This window comes from Lentihominibacter sp., from assembly GCF_046951855.1.
In the GTDB taxonomy this organism is placed as follows: domain Bacteria; phylum Bacillota; class Clostridia; order Peptostreptococcales; family Anaerovoracaceae; genus Lentihominibacter; species Lentihominibacter hominis.
Genome location: NZ_JBKTXS010000036.1, coordinates 1 through 16,479 on the forward strand (window position 1 = coordinate 1; position 16,479 = coordinate 16,479).

Genomic DNA, 16,479 nt, shown 5'->3' on the forward strand with positions numbered 1-16,479 from the left:
TACTCCCACCATCCGGACAGTTTAAAAGAGTCAGTTCTTTTGCCAAGATTTTGTTCTTTATCAGAAATCTCATATGTTATACTGACTTCAGCTCCCACTTCAGGTTTAATACCGAGGATTTCAAGTGCTTTTGTGTCCATAGCTATTTCGTCTCTTTCCTTCGGTTCTCTTCCTTCTGACATTTCGATATAGCTCCATTTGGAACAGTTTTTATCCATGAAACTTATCTCAGCAGGAACCTTTGCAAATACTCCGTCAGATATGGTTCCTATAACATCTCTTTCTCCCACTGCTTTTACCTTATCATGAGATGCGATTTCTTTTATCTGACTATCATCTACGTCTTTGAATGAACCGTGGGCATATCCCCCTATCTGCCTGAATGTAAATGTCTCATAACTTGAATTCAAAGACATTGCTATCGTAAAAAGAGTTGTAAACAAAACGGTAGTCAAAGCGATTGCTGCAGCCGCGATAATATTTCTCTTTCCCGATGCTTTAAGGGATCTGAAGCTAAGGCGGCGTATCGTTTTCTTATTCAATACTTTCATGATACACCTCCTTCTAATTGCCTGATATGATACGTCCGTCTTCAATACGCACTATTCTGTCCGCCATCTGAGCAATTTCTTCGTTATGTGTTATCATAACAATAGTCTGCTCGTATTTCGAACTGGAAATCTTCAGAAGTCCCAATACGTCTTGAGATGTTCTGCTGTCAAGGTTCCCTGTTGGCTCATCACATAAAAGTATTGCCGGTTTTGAAGCAAGAGCTCTCGCTATTGCCACTCTCTGCTGCTGACCTCCAGAGAGCTGATTTGGAAGACTCGTCACTTTATCTTCCAGCCCCAGAGTAGAAATTATGCTGTCTACAAATTTCTTATCTACATTTTTACCGTCAAGCTCCACAGGAAGTACAATATTTTCATATACATTGAGGACAGGCACAAGATTATATGCCTGAAAAACAAAGCCTATCTTCCTTCTTCTGAAAATAGTCAAAGCTTCATCTTTAAGAGAAAATATATCTTTGCCATCTACTATTACTTTACCTGATGTAGGTCTATCAAGTCCTCCCAACATATTAAGAAGAGTCGATTTTCCTGATCCGGAGGTTCCTACAACAGCAACAAACTCCCCATCATCAACCGACAGATCCACACCATTCAGCGCATGTACTTCATTGACTCCGTTCCCGTATATTTTTTTGAGATTCTCTGTTTCCAATATAGCCATTACTTTTTCTCCTTTCATCTCATTAAAATCATATGCCGTATCATAGATACGGGCAGACATTTCACTGAAAAATCACTACGGACTAAAGTCCTGTGATTTCTGTGTTTGATCTGCGCGCCGTATCATAGATACGGGCAGACATTTCACTGAAAAATCACCACGGACTAAAGTCCTGTGATTTCTGCGTTTGATCTGCGCGCCGTATCATAGATACGGGCAGATCATAAAAAAAATCTGTATAAAAAGTTTTTTCTTTTATACAGATTATCTCATAGTAATCTTTCTACATTCTTTCCGGGTTATAATAAATTCTAACGGTTTTGTAACAATCGGCAGCATATCATTTTACAAAGGAAGAAACACTGCAAAGCAGGTACCTTTTCCTTTTTCAGACGTAACTTTTATATAGCCGCCTTCTCCTGATATTATTTCCCGCGCCAGATAAAGACCTATACCTACGCCTTCATATCCTGCTGTATTTTCTCCTCTATAAAACCTTGAAAAGATTTTAGGTATCTCTTCTTCATCGACACCCTCTCCGCTATCTCGTATTTCCACGGAAATAAATAATTCATATTTTTTTAAGCTGAGTTTCACCTTTCCCTTTTTCGTATATTTGACAGCGTTATCTATAATATTTCCAAGGGCTTCTGCAGTCCATTTTTCATCAAATACAGCTGTATATTGTCCGGAAAAAGCGTTGATATCTATATTCAAAACAAGACCTTTTGCCGCTGCCTTTTCGGAATAGGATGCCGCTACACTTTCTACAAGTTTTTTTACGTCTCCGGGTTTAGGTCTAAGAGTTACTATACCTGTTTCCAGTCTTGAAAGCTTTACCAGAGAAGCTATCAGAAAATTAAGCTTTTCGGTTTGAAAACGCATAGCTTCAAGATATTCCGATGCCTCATCGGACATTTCTACCTCACTCATCAAATCAGAATACAATAATATATTTGATATGGGTGTTTTAGTCTGATGTGAAATATCTGCAATCAACGTCTTTATTTTATCTTTTTCAGCAGATATGTTTTTCATGGATATTTCTGAATAAGCAAGATATCTGGAAAACTGATTTTCAAGAGATGAATATACTGACTCGTCAAAGCTACTTTCTGCAAATTCTCCACTAAGAGCTTGTTCCAGCATCCTCTCTATTCTTTCTGTCATTGTGCGCTGCTTTCTCATGAAAAAAAATATTACTGAGCCGCAAATGACAACACAGACAGCCAATGTTATCAGACAGAAATCATTCATGATTCTTCACCCACATATACCCCACACCGTAAACGGTTTTAATATATTTATGAGCCTCCAGTTTATCTCTCAGTCTCTTTACTGTCACCGAAAGAGCATTTTCATCAACATATTCAGCACCGTCGGTCCATATCCTATCCACAAGCTCATTCCTACTTACAGTTATTCCTTCATTATCTGTAAGTATCCTGAGAAGTTTCTGCTCTGTCTTACTCAGCTCTACCGTTCTGTCACCTATGAAAAATTTCATTTTATCAAAATAAAATCTATACTTTCCCATGTATGTTTCTGCCTGATGCTGCCGGCACTGTTTTTTTCTTAACTGAGCATTTACTCGTGCGCGAAGTACAGCCAGGCTGAAAGGTTTCGTTATATAATCATCAGCTCCCAGTTCAAGACCTGCTACAATATCAGCCTCCATATCATTAGCCGTAAGAAGTATTACAGGAGTATCACTTTTTTCCCTGAATTCTGCAAGAAAATCATAACCGCTTCCATCCGGAAGATTTACATCTAAAATAATCATATCCGGCAATCTTTCTTCTGTAATTCTCCGCGCTTCCATAATCTTGCTACAATTTTCCACAGTCCTTTCTTTCAGCGTCAGTGCTCTGCAAAGACCCGATGCAAGCGCTGAATCATCTTCTATTATAAGAATGTACTCTGACATATACTGAACCTCCGTTTTTATTATACAGCCATGAGTTTTTAAATGGCAAGAACAAAAGACATCCTGTTAACTAAAAAACAGAATGTCTTTAAATTAGCTACTGAAGGTTAAGCTTCAAAGATAATATCCTTTCGGTAATGATATGAAAAGCGACAAGCTGTATAGCCGTCAGACCAAACATCACAGCTATAACAAACTGACTCAGACCGAACATATTTCCTGCAGATCCGTCCCATGACGACAGCAAATCAACCATATCAAAACTGCCTGCGATCATTCCCAGTATTATGAAAAACACAGTGACAGCTGTTGAAAGACCTATATATGCTGCCAAGGAAAGTAATATCCTATGTTTCCCAGCTAACTGTCCTATTGCCAAAGATGCATATACCTGATATATGCTTTTCAGCAGTGAAAGTACCATTATTACCAGAACCTCTACTATGATAAGTATATATCTCGGATCTTCTTTCCATGCTTTCGCAATACCACTGAATATGTCAGGAATCACACTCAAACTGCTTAGCCCTGCAAGTATTGCAAGTGATACCATAGCTACTATTATACTCAAAAGAACCACTCCCGCTGCCACAAGACCTTTTGATGTTATAAGCTGCCAAGGTTTCACCGGCAAAGTATGCATCAGATATCCCTCGTCACCCAAAAGCCCTTTATAAAACCTCAGTATGACGATTATTACTGTCGCCGCCACCAATGCAATAAAAATAGATATATACATGAAACCGGTAATTGTTCCGACAATAGATACCAGTGTATTTGCTCCCTGCGACGCTCCTTCGAACGTACGTCCAAGCAAATTACTACTCACACTAAAAAGCAAACTTGCTGCAATAAGTGCAGCCCATATGACTGCCATAAGTTTTATACTGGATCTTATCTCATATTTGATCAGTCTACCTGTCATTTCTGTTCACCCCCATAAATGGCTCCATTCTGAATGTATCCTTAAATACATCATCTATGGATTTACCTTCCTTCTCCTTGATTTCATCAACAGATTCATGCCTTACCATCTTACCGTCTTTTATAAAAATAACCTCGTCAAGAATTCTTTCTATATCAGAGATAAGATGTGTTGAAATTATAACCGTTCCATCCTCATTATAATTATTTATTATAGTAGTAAGGATATAGTCTCTTGCAGCAGGATCCACACCCGCTATAGGCTCATCCAGCAAATAGAGCTGAACTTTTCTGCTCATCACTAAAACAAGCTGAACTTTTTCCCTTGTTCCCTTGGACATGGTTTTTATCCTATCTTCAGGTTGTATATTCATTGCGGCGCACATATTCTCCGCCTTGTTTCTGTCAAAATCCTGATAAAATTCACTGAACATACTGAGAACATCCTTAACAGTCATCCAGTCTGCAAAATACGGTCTGTCAGGAAGATAACTTATTATCGACTTTGTATATACTCCCGGTTTTCTGCCATCAATCAATATCTCACCTTTCGTAGGTCTTATAAGTCCATTTATAAGTTTTATGAACGTTGTCTTTCCGCTTCCGTTAGGACCGAGAAGACCTATGACTTTTCCTCTGCCTACATTGAGGTTTACTCTGTTAAGAGCCAGCTTACTTCCAAATGCTTTGCTTACATCAAAACATTCTATTAATGTTCCTGTTTTCATTTATCTTCTTCCCCTCTCTTTTTTATCATTTTTACAACATCATCTTCGCTGTATCCAATAGCTTCCATTTCCCTTATAAATTTTTCTATGGTCTGTTTTGCTATTGATTCTTTCATTTTAGCCACCAACCCTTCATCTGTCGTTACAACCCTTCCTACTGTTCTGTTCGTTATAACAAATCCATCATGCTCCAGCTCACTCAGCGCTCTCTGCATAGTGTTGCGATTAACTCCCGCAGATTCTGCCAATTCCCTCACCGTAGGAAAGGCTCCTCCCATCTTGTATTCCCCCGCTACTATAGCTATTATAAGCTGCTCTTTAAGCTGAGGCCATATGGGCCGGCTGTCATCAAGTTTCCATTTCACACCTAATTCCCTCCTTTTCTTTATTCATTTTTATATTTTTTGTTCTTGTTGTCATATTGTCCTATGTGCTTAAGACAATATCAATATATTACTATTTTCTTTATTTGTCAATATATATTTTAAATTTTTTAAAATAATAAGATGCCAAAATCCCAAAAATAAAAAAGCGTTTATATAATCGGAAACCCAATTAATACAGCCGCCTTCTGTCTGCTAAATCAAAAACTCCTTCATACGTTTGTAACATATGAAGGAGTTTTAAATTTAATACTCATTCTATTCAATAGATTCAAAATCCACACTGCAGTTATGGTGTACCTTCTGTACATCATCATTGTCTTCGAGAATATCTATCATTTTTTTAAGAGATTTCAGATCATTCTCATCTTTTGGAGCAGCTTCCATAGACGGAACGAATTCAACATCAGAATCAATGATATCATAACCCGCATCAGTAAGAGCTCCATGTACATCAGTATAGTTTTCGGGAGCTGTCTGTATCTCAAAACTATCATCGTGAGTTATTATGTCTTCGGCTCCTGCTTCAAGTGCTGTCTCCATCAGCGCATCTTCATCTACATCATCAGTCTTCTCTATAATGATAACACCTTTTCTCGAAAACATATATGAAACACATCCCGGTGTTCCCAAATTGCCGCCGTGCTTGTCAAAAGTAGATCTTACAGCGGAAGCTGTCCTGTTTCGGTTATCAGTGAGAGTCTCCACTATTACTGCGACTCCTCCTACACCATATCCTTCAAAGGTAAGTTCTTCGTAAGTTTCTCCTTCCAGCTCTCCTGTTCCCTTCTTAATGGCTCTCTTAATATTGTCATTGGGCATTCCGATCCCTTTGGCCTTTTCTATAGCTACCCTTAAAGTAGCATTATAATCCGGGTCTCCGCCTGCTTTTGCCGCTACTATTATCGCTCTCGCATATTTTGTAAACATCGCAGCACGTTTTGAATCCTGCGCCGCTTTTCTGCCTGCTATCGTTCCGTGTCTTCCCATGGAGACACCTCCTAACCTAAAAATTATTCAACAAAGAAAATTATACACCTATATTACGCTTAATTCAAGGTGAAAAAGACAGCCCGATTACTGCACTACAGATTCACCCATATGCTCTTTCGCTGCTTTTTCAGCCTCTTTCTTTTCAAGATTTTTATGAGCTGTAGCCATCATGAGTTTTATCCTGTTGAGCTGATTTACATCTGATGCTCCCGGATCATAATCTATAGCTGCTATATTAGCCATAGGATTCCTTTTTCTCAAGGCCTTCATCATTCCCTTTCCGGTAACATGATTAGGAAGGCAGGCAAAAGGCTGCATACATATTATGTTTTCCACTCCGTCATCAATCAGATCTACCATCTCGCCCGTAAGAAGCCATCCTTCACCGCACTGATTGCCCAAAGAGATTATTTCCTTTGCCTTATCTGCAATATCTTTTATATACATAGGCTGATGGAACCTCTTGCTATTTTCAAGAGCCTTTCTCATAGGTTTTCTGAAATACTCAAGAACGTCCATAGCGATCTTATTCCCCATCATAGTACCGTATGTACCGGAAAGATTACGGAAATTAAACTCTTTACTATGCATTCCATACATGAAAAAGTCTATCATATCAAGAACTACTGCTTCTCCGCCTTCCTTCTCGATTATATCTACTACATCATTATTAGCGTTAGGATGATACTTTACGAGAATCTCACCGACAACACCTACTTTAGGCTTTTTTATGTCAAGAAGAGGGAGCTGATCAAAATCTCTGACTATAGATGCCACTATTTTTTTAAATTTCACAAGGCTTCCTGTATACACATTTCTTCTTGCAACTCTTGCCCATTTTTCATAAAGAGCATTAGCCGAACCCGGTTCTTTTTCATATGGTCTGGTAGCATACAGAACCCTCATAAAAAGATCTCCATATACAAGTGCCATCACACCTCTTTTTATAACCTTTACGGAAAGACTGAACCCCGGATTGCTTTCAAGGCCTGCCATATTTACGGAAATAACAGGTATCTGTTCCATATCCAGATCTTTAAGAGCCTTACGCAAAAGAGCCACGTAATTGCTGGCTCTGCATCCTCCGCCCGTCTGACTCATAAATATCCCCACTTTATCAAGATCAACTTCACCTGACTTTAAATACGAAATTATCTGGCCGAGAGTCACGATGGTAGGATAACAAGCATCATTATTAATATATTTGAGGCCTTCATCTACAGCATTCTTATCTACAGTGGGAAGCCTTTTCACATTATATCCTGCGCTTCCTATTGCAGCTTCCAGGAACTGAAAATGTATAGGCGACATTTCAGGAATAAGAATCGTATAATCCTTTCTCATCTTCTTTGTGAAATATACGCGCTCATATGAGCTCTTATCATCTACATGAGTAACGCCGTTCTTCTCCCGCTCATCCATAGCAGCTTTAAGAGATCTTATTCTGATCTTAGCTGCTCCCATGTTTGTGCCCTCATCTATTTTCAATACCGTATAGAGTTTATTATTCTTCTTTGTAATTTCCTCTACCTGATCTGTTGTTACAGCATCAAGACCACAGCCGAATGAATTCAGCTGCACAATCTCCACATCATCGGTAGTTCCCACAAACGTAGCTGCTTTATAAAGCCTTGAGTGATACATCCACTGATCCAAAACTCTTATAGGTCTTTCCAATTTCCCCAGATGGGCTACTGAATCTTCTGTAAGCACCACCATATCAAAAGAACTTATTATCTTGTCTATGCCGTGATTGATTTCAGGATCCAGATGGTAAGGTCTTCCCGCAAGAACCACTGCCTTTTTCTTATGGTCTCTGGCATATTTAAGGGAATACTCGCCCTGCTTCTTTATATCGTCCTTTACACGTTTATCTTCTGCTCTCGCCATCTTTATGGCTTCTATCAGCTCGAGCCTTCCCACGCCTGTTCTTCTCAGCACCTTGTAAAGCTCTCTGGCAAGATATTCATCATTATCATAAGGAAGGAACGGATGAGAGAATGTGACTCCGTTTTCTTCAAATATGTCATCCATATTTCCGGCTATCACCTCAGGATATGTAGCTACTATAGGACAGTTGTAATGGTTAGGCGCAGAATCATCTTCAACCCGCTCATAATTAATACTCGGATAAAATATCCATTTAGCACCGTGATCTACGAGCCACTTGATATGTCCATGAACCAGTTTTGCCGGATAGCATGCCGTATCCGATGAAATAGTTTCCATTCCTTTTTCATACATATCCTTGCTGGAAGTCGGCGAAAGCATTACGCTGAATCCCAGTCTCGTAAAGAGCACAAACCAGAACGGATAATTTTCATACATATTAAGTACACGGGGTATCCCTATAACTCCCCGCTTTGACTCTTCAACAGTCAGAGGCTCATATCTAAAGAGTCTGTTGAGTTTATATTCATAAAGGTTCGGGATCTTATTCGATTCTTTTAATGTTTTTCCTTCGCCCCTCTCGCATCTGTTTCCCGTAAAGAACTTGGTCCCGTCACTGAACTTGTTTATAGTCATCAGACAGTTGTTTTCACAGCCTTTGCATCTGACATGGCTTGTAGTCACATGAAATGTAGCAATGTCGTCCGGCGTTATTACTGAAGATACCGTATCTTCAACGTAATTCTCTCTTGCAATAAGAGCTGCTCCGTAAGCACCCATAAGTCCTGCTATATCAGGCCTTACGATTTCCTTGCCCATAACATTTTCTATAGCCCGAAGAACAGCATCGTTGAGGAACGTCCCCCCCTGAACTACTATCTTGTTTCCAGCCTCTTCGGGATTTCTCAGCTTAATAACTTTATAAAGCGCGTTCTTAATTACCGAATATGACAAGCCTGCGGAAATATCTCCTATTGTTGCGCCTTCTTTTTGAGCCTGCTTTACTTTTGAATTCATAAATACGGTACATCTCGTTCCCAGATCTACCGGAGCTTTCGCAAACAGAGCCTCTGTTGCAAAAGACTGTACATCCATGTTTACAGATTTAGCATATGTTTCTATAAAGGAGCCGCACCCTGACGAACAAGCTTCATTGAGCATTATATTATATATAGCTCCATCCTTTATACGCATACACTTCATATCCTGACCTCCGATATCCAGGATAAAATCAACTCCCGGCAGAAACTCTTCGGCAGCTTTGTAATGAGCCATAGTCTCTATTTCACCAAGATCAGCTTTAAAAGCGGCCTTTATCAGGCCTTCGCCATATCCGGTCGCCGTAACGTTGGCTATGTAAGCCTTGGGAGGAAGCAATGAATAGAGTTCCTTAAACATATTCATAGTAGCCTCCAGAGGCTTTCCTTCATTACCTCTGTAATACGAATACAGAAGATTTTTTTCATCATCTATAAGGGCAGCCTTCGTAGTAGTGGAGCCCGCATCTATGCCGAGAAAAACTTTGCCCTTAGCCTTTTTTATATCTTTACGCTTTATCTTATCCTGAAGATGCCTGTCCCGGAACTTTCTATAGTCTTCTGAATCAGCAAACAGTGGATCCACATGTTTAGTATCAGACAAAGCGCTGGGATCTGCATGTTCTATTCTGTTTATGATCTCCTTAAATTCTATTTCTTCATACTTTGCCGAATTGATAGCTGCCCCTATAGCCACAAAATATTTAGAATCCTCAGGAAAGATCACCTCATCCTCTTTGAGTTCCAGAGTCTGAATAAATCTTTTCCTGAGTTCTGAAAGAAATGACAGCGGTCCACCTAAAAAGGCAACTTTTCCTTTTATGGTATGTCCGCACGCCAAACCGCTGATAGTCTGATTGACCACTGCCTGAAAAATAGATGCTGACAAATCCTCTATAGGGGCTCCCTCATTTATCAAAGGCTGTATATCTGTTTTAGCGAATACTCCGCATCTGGCAGCTATAGGATATATCATAGTATGTTTTTTAGCAGCTTCATTCAGTCCCGATGCATCTGTATTGAGCAAAGCAGCCATCTGATCTATGAAAGCTCCTGTTCCTCCGGCACATGTGCCGTTCATTCTCTGCTCTATAGTCTGCCCATAAAAAGTAATCTTAGCATCCTCTCCTCCCAGCTCTATAGCAACATCTGTTTCCGGAATGAGAGTTTCGACAGCCGCACTGCACGTTACTACCTCTTGCTCAAAGGGAATCTTTAGAATATTGGATAACGACAACCCTCCGGATCCTGTAATAACAGTTCTGAGTTTTATATTTCCTACTGTTTCATACATATTTTTAAGCAAGTCTACAACTGTTTTAAAAACATTCGACATATGCCTCTCATATCTACTGTATATAACCTTGTCACCGTCATCAAGCAACACAAGTTTCACAGTCGTAGAACCAACATCTATACCTAATCTCATATAATATACAATCCTTCCTTCTATAACTAATAATATATATGTAAATTTAATTTGTTTTCTTCATTTAATATTGTCTTATGATATAATAATTTCATGAAAAGTTCAATCAAAAAAGACACATTTAAAGCGATATACCGATTATTGGATAGATTTTCTCCAATTAACGGAAACTGCGGCAAACTCTGCGGAAGCATCTGCTGCACATACGAATATGAAACATCCTCTGAAAGCCAGCCCAGTATAGATGAAAACTTGTCTCTGGGTCTTTATCTGTTGCCCGGAGAAGAAAAACTTTTCACAGGCCGTGAAGACTGGCTGGAATGGAACTGGGAATATGCCGAGGATTATGAATTCCCTGAAAGCTGGCACGGCAAAGTGTATTTTCTCAAATGCAAAACTGCACCTTTTTGCCATAGAGAAATGCGCCCCTTGCAATGTCGTATTTTTCCGCTAACTCCCCATCTGGACGAAAACGGACAGTTGTTTATGATATATCAAAGCGGGCAGCTCCCATACACTTGCCCGCTAATCTCTGAAAAAATAAAATTGAATGATGACTTTGTGAAAGCCAATTTTACAGTATGGAAACATCTTCTCCGCGATCCTCTCATCCGTGACCTTGTCGAAATGGACTCATATTTCAGAATCCAGGACGGTGAGGATATAAACATACTATATCCCTAAAAAGATATCTTTAATTTACGTAATCTTCCTTTATAATATCAAGACGCCTTATATCCTTCTTATATACATATTTCAAGGCGATAGCAAAGTAAACTACACCTATAAGCTCCGCTATAGGAAATGCATACCATACCAATTTCAATCCTGCTATGGAAGCGAATATCCATGCCAGAGGCAGTATCCCTACAAGCTGTCTTAAAAGTGAACCCCACAGACTCATAAATCCATGCCCTATCGCTTGGAATATTGAAGATGACATAATACCAAAAGAAGCCGGAAGGAAGCAAAGGCTTATTGTCCTTAACGCAGGAACTCCTATATCATACATTTCCTGGCTCCCTGTCGAATTAAATATAGTAAGCAGTTGATACGGAAGTGTCTGAAAAAGCAGAAGACCAAGCCCCATTATAACAAAAGCCGTCATAAATCCCTTTTTAAAGGTTTCCATAAGCCGCTTTCTGTTTCTTGCTCCATAGTTGAACCCCATTATAGGAAGCACTCCTTGATTCAACCCGAACACAGGCATAAATATGAATGACTGCAGCCTTCCATATACACCCATTACAGCAACAGCCGTCTCTGTAAGACCGCTAAGTATTATATTCATACCAAACTGCATCACAGACATTATAGACTGCATCAGTATTGCAGGCGCACCTACAGCATATATATCTTTAAGAATCCTCCCCTGCATCTTCCATCCGAAAAGCTTTACATGAACAGCATGCTTTTTCTTGAAAAGGAATATCTGTCCCAGACACATGGACACAAGCTGTCCCAATACAGTAGCTACGGCAGCACCTGTAACGCCTATTTCAGGGAACGGTCCGATGCCGAATATAAGCATAGGATCCATTATTATATTTGTCACAGCACCGAAGATTCCGCATACCATCGGAATCTTCATATTGCCTGTAGACTGCAGTATCTTTTCAGTAGTAACCTGAACAATAGAAAACAGAGAACCGACCGTTATTATGAACATATAGTTTATACCGTTTTCAACTATATACGGTGTATCAGACAAAAGATTCATCATAGGCTTTGATAAGAATATCCCTATCAGAGCAAAAAACATCCAATTAATAAAAGAAAGTCTGTATCCATGGCTGGCAGCCATATCTGCCTCTTCGTAACGCTGAGCTCCAAGTCTTCTTGAAATAAGCGAATTTATACCTACTCCGGTTCCCACCGATACTGAAATTATCAGCATTTGTATAGGGAATATGTATGTAACGGCAGCAAGAGCCTGTTCGCTTATAAGCGAAACAAAAAAACTATCTACTACATTATAAAATGCCTGTATGAACATGGACAGTATTGCCGGCCAAGACATGTTGAATATCAACTTGCCCACAGGCATATTACCCATTTTGTCCATATGATCCGAATTGTTGAGTCTGTCATTGTTCTCCATCATCTTTTCCTCTTATTCTTACGTAATTTTCACCACAAAAATTTGCCTAAAATATATTAGGCAAATTTTTCAATGCACTATTTCTTTTTAATCTTACCATCGTTATCGGTAAAAAGCAATAGTCTGGGAGCAATTACAGAATAATGATTAATCCTTGGATTTGTAGTAAAGCATGCAATGACAGTAACCTTCAAAATCCGGATCTTCTATCTGATCCTTGAATTCTTGGCATATACACTTGTTCTCCGGCTTTATTTCAACGCGGCACGGACAGTATCCGTGTTTTTTGACAAGACCCTCTTTTATCTTTTTTACTACTTCTTTGTCTTTATTTAATGTAACTGCCATATCTATTCTCCCGAAAAATTATGCCTTCCAAAGGCCGTGAAGATTACAGTACTCATATACAGCAACAATTTCATCATTGTCAAGTACAAATTCAGCTTCAGGCTTTTCCCCCGGCTTAAGATATTTTATCTGGCTGCCTTTTTTAGTTTCAAGACATACCCACTGAATATAATGTTCATCCAGCATAGGATGTTCAACTGAACTTACAGTAACCTTCACTTTATCTCCATCTTTTTCAACTACCGGAACATGCTTTTCCTGAGCTGCATCAGTGGAGCCGGCAACCAGTTCTGTCATCTTCTGTCCACAGCACATTACAGGAACACCTTTGTTTTCTACAAATGTGATGATATTTCCACAGTGTTCGCATTTATAAAATTTCATATTCATACCTCCTTGATTTTAACCTCTTGTTTAAGGTTTTTAATATATTGTACCTTATGAGTCCACAATACTACTTTTTGAGACTTATGTCAAGATAATTTTACCATTATTTTTAAAATTATTGACATATGATATTTAAAATGATAAAATCAAATCAATAAATGACATATGTCAATAATTATTAAGGAGTGTGAAATAATGAAAATCGCTGTTACCTATGAAAACGGTCAGATATTCCAACATTTCGGCCATACTGAAACATTTAAAATCTATGAAATCGATGGAAAAGATATAACAGAAAGCAAAACAATAGGCACAGAAGGAAACGGCCATGGAGCTCTCTCAGGCTTTTTGAAAAGTAAAGGTGTGGACATTTTGATCTGCGGCGGCATAGGCGCAGGAGCAAAAACAGCTCTTTCAGAAGCAGGAATAAAACTTTTCGGCGGAGTTTCCGGAAACGCAGATCAAGCTGTAAAAGACTATCTTAACGGCAACCTCTCATATAAACCTGATATTATGTGCAGCCATCATGATCACGATCACCAACATGGAAAAAACTGCGGCCACGGAAACTGCGGATCACATGAATAAAATCCTCACGGATAAAACAACAGAGCTGTCTGAAAAACACAGACAGCTCTGTTTTACGATTATTCAGCCTCCAAGTCTCGAGAAAAATCTGCCGATTCCGGCAAATATATTCTTCATTCTTGAAACAGAACGTTCCTGCCTGTGAAGCGTTGTGTCCATAAATGTCTGCTGACTGTCAAACGGCTCAGGTTCACCTTCACATTTTCTTATATAAGAACCATCCGGTTGCAGAAAGCTGGCTTTTGCCTTATCAGATAGCTGGACTGAAAGAATATGAAGAAGCTGTTTTTTTATATCCTCATCATATACAGGTGTAGCTATCTCTACACGTCTTTTGAGATTTCTGGTCATCAGATCAGCAGAAGAGATATATAATTTAACTGCATCTCCTTTTCCGAAACAATATATTCGGGCATGTTCCAGAAATCTTCCCACTATACTGGTAACAGACACGTTTTCGGTTTCTTCGGCTATACCGGGTCTGATACAGCAGATACCTCTGACTATGAGCCGTATATCCACACCTGCTCTCGAAGCCTCTGCAAGCTTATCTATCACATCACGGTCTGTTACCGAATTGACTTTCATGCAAATATAACCTTCCGTACCTTTCTGCATCTCCTCATCGATCAAATCCAGAAGCGCAGGCTTTATTCCCTTTGGAGCCACAAGTAGCTGACTGTAATTTCCCTCCAGGTTATCTGTAAGCATGTTCCTAAAAAATGCAGTACCATCCCGTCCAATCTCATCATTTGCTGTCATAATACTTATATCTGTATACATGGCATTTGTCTTTTCGTTATAGTTTCCTGTACCAAGCTGGGTAATATAACTATATCTACCCCTCTTATGAGATGTTATCAGACATATTTTACTGTGACACTTATAATTATCTATACCGTATATAACCTTACACCCCGCATCTTCCAGCATCTTAGACCATGCAATATTATTTTCCTCATCAAATCTTGCTCTCAGCTCCATTAGAACTACGACTTCTTTGCCGTTTTCTGCTGCCCGGCAAAGAGCACGAACTATTTTGGAAGATGAAGCCAGTCGATATATGGTTATCTTAATAGAAATCACATCATCTCCATCAGCAGCTTCATTAAGAAGTTTTATAAATGGATCCACTGAATCAAACGGAAAAAACAGCATCCTATCTTTTTGCCTTATCTGTTCCATCACGGAAATATTTTCATTAAGATCCGCCGGCCATTTGGGAACATATGGAACGTATGAAATGCGTTTGCTTATTTTCTCTGAAAGCTTGCTCTCCAATTCAAATACATATTTCATATTGAGAGGTGTTTTATCTACATATATTTGATGTTTCTCCACTTGTATCATTTTAAGAAGCTCTTTCACAAAAACATCAGATATAGACTGTCCGATCTCAAGGCGCACTATAGCTAACGTAGATCTTTTCTTAAGCAGCTTTTTCACATAACTTCTGAAATCTGTCTCTGTGTCTTCGAACTTCTCTGAGTCAAAGCTGACATCAGCATTTCTTGTAACAGAGATTATACATGCTTCCTCTTGTTTATATTTCCCATACAGTTCATGAGCTCGATGAAATATTATATTTTCCGTCCGTATAAACCTTCCCTCTTCATTAAGCATGACGACTTGCGGAAGAACCTGAGGAACAGGAACAAACGCTATGGATTTTCTGTCGTTTTTATCTCTTACAAGGGACGCTATGTAAAGATGTTTACTCTCAAAATGAGGTTTGGGGTGTCTGTTATCTATGACTTGCGGCGACAGTATGGGAAGTATCTCATTATCAAAATACTTTTCCGCAAATCGTTTTTCTTCACCAGTCAGATTTTCATAGGAAACATCTTCTATCCCCTGTGCCTCAAGTTCAGAACATACCGAAGAATATATTCGTCTTTTTCGTTCTATAAGTCCGGGCATAACCCTATATATTCTGCCAAGCTGTTGATCGGGTGTCATACCGCTTTTATTATCAATATGATCAGGATTGACTGAAGCTATATCAAACAGACTTCCTACTCGTATCATAAAAAATTCGTCAAGATTAGTAGAAAATATAGACACGAATTTAAGCCGCTCCAGAATTGGAACATTTTTATCTGCCGCTTCTTCGAGAACTCTTCGATTAAAACGTAACCAACTTAATTCTCTGTTCTGCGTATAACTGTATTTTTTTCTTGTTTTAAGATTTTTTGACACAAATACCCCTCCCTTACACCATAACTGCTTACAGTCAGCTTTTTTGTTTTCAGTTTCCGTGAAATATATCTAAGTATCATATATCCCGGTATTATAGTATGAATACGTTCCGGATCTATCTTCAATATAGCATTAGCGGCACTTCTTTTATCTCCTGTCAGAAAATCTCCTACTTTTTTAAGATCTTCCGAAGTCATAGTATTATTTCCCGGATCTACAATTTCTAAATATCTGGCGAATTTAAGCACAGAACGAGCTGTTCCCCCTGTACAGATGAGCTTACTGTACTTGCCTGAAGTCTCCAAAGGC

14 protein-coding genes and 2 pseudogenes are annotated in these 16,479 nt (G+C 39.1%); 2 read left to right on the forward strand and 14 right to left on the reverse strand.

Going from position 1 to position 16,479, the window contains the following annotated elements; all coding sequences use genetic code 11:
• From ACLR96_RS08770 to ACLR96_RS08810, 9 genes and pseudogenes are all read right to left on the reverse strand, one after another.
• Positions 1 to 551, reverse strand: a pseudogene (locus tag ACLR96_RS08770) (ABC transporter permease); the annotation flags it as partial.
• A 13-nt stretch (positions 552 to 564) separates the two neighbouring features.
• Positions 565 to 1,236, reverse strand: a complete 672-nt coding sequence (locus tag ACLR96_RS08775) for an ABC transporter ATP-binding protein (RefSeq protein ID WP_177268364.1) — start codon at positions 1,234 to 1,236, stop codon at positions 565 to 567.
• Positions 1,237 to 1,581: 345 nt separating this feature from the next.
• Positions 1,582 to 2,493, reverse strand: a complete 912-nt coding sequence (locus ACLR96_RS08780; protein ID WP_187525527.1) for a sensor histidine kinase — start codon at positions 2,491 to 2,493, stop codon at positions 1,582 to 1,584.
• Complete coding sequence (locus ACLR96_RS08785; protein ID WP_177269140.1) at positions 2,486 to 3,163, reverse strand: response regulator transcription factor; 678 nt, start codon at positions 3,161 to 3,163, stop codon at positions 2,486 to 2,488. The genes ACLR96_RS08780 and ACLR96_RS08785 overlap by 8 nt, the downstream gene beginning before the upstream one ends.
• Positions 3,164 to 3,260: 97 nt before the next feature.
• Positions 3,261 to 4,088 carry a hypothetical protein gene (locus ACLR96_RS08790; protein WP_177269138.1) on the reverse strand — a complete coding sequence of 276 codons (828 nt, stop codon included), beginning with the start codon at positions 4,086 to 4,088 and terminating at the stop codon, positions 3,261 to 3,263.
• Positions 4,078 to 4,815 carry an ATP-binding cassette domain-containing protein gene (locus ACLR96_RS08795; RefSeq protein WP_177269136.1) on the reverse strand — a complete coding sequence of 246 codons (738 nt, stop codon included), beginning with the start codon at positions 4,813 to 4,815 and terminating at the stop codon, positions 4,078 to 4,080. Before ACLR96_RS08795 ends, ACLR96_RS08790 begins: the two co-directional genes overlap by 11 nt.
• Positions 4,812 to 5,180: a GntR family transcriptional regulator gene (locus tag ACLR96_RS08800; RefSeq protein WP_177269134.1), complete on the reverse strand. Its 369-nt coding sequence runs from the start codon at positions 5,178 to 5,180 to the stop codon at positions 4,812 to 4,814. Before ACLR96_RS08800 ends, ACLR96_RS08795 begins: the two co-directional genes overlap by 4 nt.
• A gap of 276 nt (positions 5,181 to 5,456) precedes the next feature.
• Positions 5,457 to 6,188, reverse strand: coding sequence for a YebC/PmpR family DNA-binding transcriptional regulator (locus tag ACLR96_RS08805; protein ID WP_187525524.1), 732 nt, complete (start codon positions 6,186 to 6,188; stop codon positions 5,457 to 5,459).
• 87 nt (positions 6,189 to 6,275) lie between these two features.
• Complete coding sequence (locus ACLR96_RS08810) at positions 6,276 to 10,547, reverse strand: 2-hydroxyacyl-CoA dehydratase (protein WP_207722983.1); 4,272 nt, start codon at positions 10,545 to 10,547, stop codon at positions 6,276 to 6,278.
• A gap of 93 nt (positions 10,548 to 10,640) precedes the next feature.
• On the opposite strand from ACLR96_RS08810, the gene ACLR96_RS08815 reads away from it, so the two are divergent.
• Complete coding sequence (locus ACLR96_RS08815; RefSeq protein ID WP_177269132.1) at positions 10,641 to 11,231, forward strand: hypothetical protein; 591 nt, start codon at positions 10,641 to 10,643, stop codon at positions 11,229 to 11,231.
• 10 nt (positions 11,232 to 11,241) lie between these two features.
• On the opposite strand, the gene ACLR96_RS08820 is transcribed toward ACLR96_RS08815, so the two are convergent.
• The 3 genes from ACLR96_RS08820 to ACLR96_RS08830 all read right to left on the reverse strand — a co-directional run bounded on the left by ACLR96_RS08820 (position 11,242) and on the right by ACLR96_RS08830 (position 13,386).
• The gene (locus ACLR96_RS08820; protein ID WP_177269130.1) at positions 11,242 to 12,651 is read right to left on the reverse strand and encodes an MATE family efflux transporter; all 1,410 of its coding nucleotides are present in this window, start codon (positions 12,649 to 12,651) and stop codon (positions 11,242 to 11,244) included.
• Positions 12,652 to 12,795: 144 nt separating this feature from the next.
• Positions 12,796 to 12,996, reverse strand: coding sequence for a ferredoxin-thioredoxin reductase catalytic domain-containing protein (locus tag ACLR96_RS08825; RefSeq protein WP_177269128.1), 201 nt, complete (start codon positions 12,994 to 12,996; stop codon positions 12,796 to 12,798).
• A gap of 18 nt (positions 12,997 to 13,014) precedes the next feature.
• Positions 13,015 to 13,386, reverse strand: a complete 372-nt coding sequence (locus tag ACLR96_RS08830) for a desulfoferrodoxin family protein (RefSeq protein WP_243206960.1) — start codon at positions 13,384 to 13,386, stop codon at positions 13,015 to 13,017.
• A gap of 192 nt (positions 13,387 to 13,578) precedes the next feature.
• Here ACLR96_RS08830 and ACLR96_RS08835 point away from each other — a divergent pair, with 192 nt between their 5' ends.
• Entirely contained in the window at positions 13,579 to 13,971 is a 393-nt protein-coding gene (locus ACLR96_RS08835) for a NifB/NifX family molybdenum-iron cluster-binding protein (protein WP_177269124.1), read from the forward strand.
• A gap of 63 nt (positions 13,972 to 14,034) precedes the next feature.
• On the opposite strand, the gene ppk1 is transcribed toward ACLR96_RS08835, so the two are convergent.
• Positions 14,035 to 16,170 (reverse strand): polyphosphate kinase 1, encoded by a 2,136-nt coding sequence (gene ppk1, locus ACLR96_RS08840; protein WP_412265653.1) that lies wholly within the window; start codon positions 16,168 to 16,170, stop codon positions 14,035 to 14,037.
• Positions 16,113 to 16,479 (reverse strand): annotated as a pseudogene (locus tag ACLR96_RS08845) (hypothetical protein); the annotation flags it as partial. The pseudogene ACLR96_RS08845 and the gene ppk1, both read right to left, overlap by 58 nt.

Excerpts from the sequence above, each read along its gene's own strand:
- ACLR96_RS08775 (WP_177268364.1), bottom strand. The coding sequence starts at position 1,236 with ATGGCTATATTGGAAACAGAGAATCTCAAAAAAATATACGGGAACGGA.
- ACLR96_RS08780 (WP_187525527.1), bottom strand. The coding sequence starts at position 2,493 with ATGAATGATTTCTGTCTGATAACATTGGCTGTCTGTGTTGTCATTTGC.
- ACLR96_RS08785 (WP_177269140.1), bottom strand. The coding sequence starts at position 3,163 with ATGTCAGAGTACATTCTTATAATAGAAGATGATTCAGCGCTTGCATCG.
- ACLR96_RS08790 (WP_177269138.1), bottom strand. The coding sequence starts at position 4,088 with ATGACAGGTAGACTGATCAAATATGAGATAAGATCCAGTATAAAACTT.
- ACLR96_RS08795 (WP_177269136.1), bottom strand. The coding sequence starts at position 4,815 with ATGAAAACAGGAACATTAATAGAATGTTTTGATGTAAGCAAAGCATTT.
- ACLR96_RS08805 (WP_187525524.1), bottom strand. The coding sequence starts at position 6,188 with ATGGGAAGACACGGAACGATAGCAGGCAGAAAAGCGGCGCAGGATTCA.
- ACLR96_RS08810 (WP_207722983.1), bottom strand. The coding sequence starts at position 10,547 with ATGAGATTAGGTATAGATGTTGGTTCTACGACTGTGAAACTTGTGTTG.
- ACLR96_RS08815 (WP_177269132.1), top strand. The coding sequence starts at position 10,641 with ATGAAAAGTTCAATCAAAAAAGACACATTTAAAGCGATATACCGATTA.
- ACLR96_RS08820 (WP_177269130.1), bottom strand. The coding sequence starts at position 12,651 with ATGATGGAGAACAATGACAGACTCAACAATTCGGATCATATGGACAAA.
- ACLR96_RS08825 (WP_177269128.1), bottom strand. The coding sequence starts at position 12,996 with ATGGCAGTTACATTAAATAAAGACAAAGAAGTAGTAAAAAAGATAAAA.
- ACLR96_RS08830 (WP_243206960.1), bottom strand. The coding sequence starts at position 13,386 with ATGAATATGAAATTTTATAAATGCGAACACTGTGGAAATATCATCACA.
- ACLR96_RS08835 (WP_177269124.1), top strand. The coding sequence starts at position 13,579 with ATGAAAATCGCTGTTACCTATGAAAACGGTCAGATATTCCAACATTTC.